The sequence below is a fragment of the Kocuria sp. CPCC 205231 genome, from assembly GCF_040980965.1.
Classification (GTDB): domain Bacteria; phylum Actinomycetota; class Actinomycetes; order Actinomycetales; family Micrococcaceae; genus Kocuria; species Kocuria rosea.
In genome coordinates, this window is record NZ_JAVKPP010000079.1 from 1 (window position 1) to 694 (window position 694).

General features: G+C 42.4%; 1 protein-coding gene. It reads right to left on the minus strand.

The window, feature by feature from the left end; genetic code table 11:
* Nucleotides 1-49: 49 nt before the first annotated feature.
* A partial coding sequence (locus RF640_RS18955) for an IS256 family transposase (protein ID WP_368828666.1) occupies nucleotides 50-694 on the minus strand: 645 nt, incomplete at its 5' end.

Below are 694 nucleotides of genomic sequence, written 5' to 3' on the forward strand. Positions count from 1 at the left end.
TCCCTGCTGGGGGCATGCCCCCAGCAGGGAAGCCTTTTCGGCTGCAAAGTTACATAATTTTAAATCTATCTCCAAATTTTATTGCCAATTGTTGAGAAATTTGTCCCCAATTTGCCAGTGGCATAGTCCATTTCTTACGGATGTTGCGGTAAGCTAAGTACACAAGCTTCTCCAAAGAATTATCCGTAGGAAAGACCCCTTTAGTCTTTGTGACCTTTCTTACCTGTCTGTGATACCCCTCAACCGTATTGGTCGTATAAATGAGTTTACGGATGACTGGAGTATATTGGAAATACTCTGTCAGACGTTCCCAATTGTCACGCCATGACTTGATGACAATTGGGTACATCTCTCCCCACTTAGACTCTAACAGGTCTAAATTAGCAGCAGCGGAGTCTTTGTTTACTGCACCATATACTGTTCTTAAATCCTTGATAAACTCCTTTTGATGCTTACTGCCAACATACTTGATAGAATTGCGTATATGATGGACAATACAGAGCTGCACAGAACTCTCAGGAAATACGCTTTGGATGGCATCTGGGAAGCCTTTGAGACCATCAATACAACAAATCAAGATGTCTCGAACACCACGGTTCTGAAGATCCGTAAGAACTTCTAGCCAGAAGTTAGCTCCTTCACTCTTAGACACATACATACCTAACAGTTCTTTTTGGCCTTCCATGTTGATACC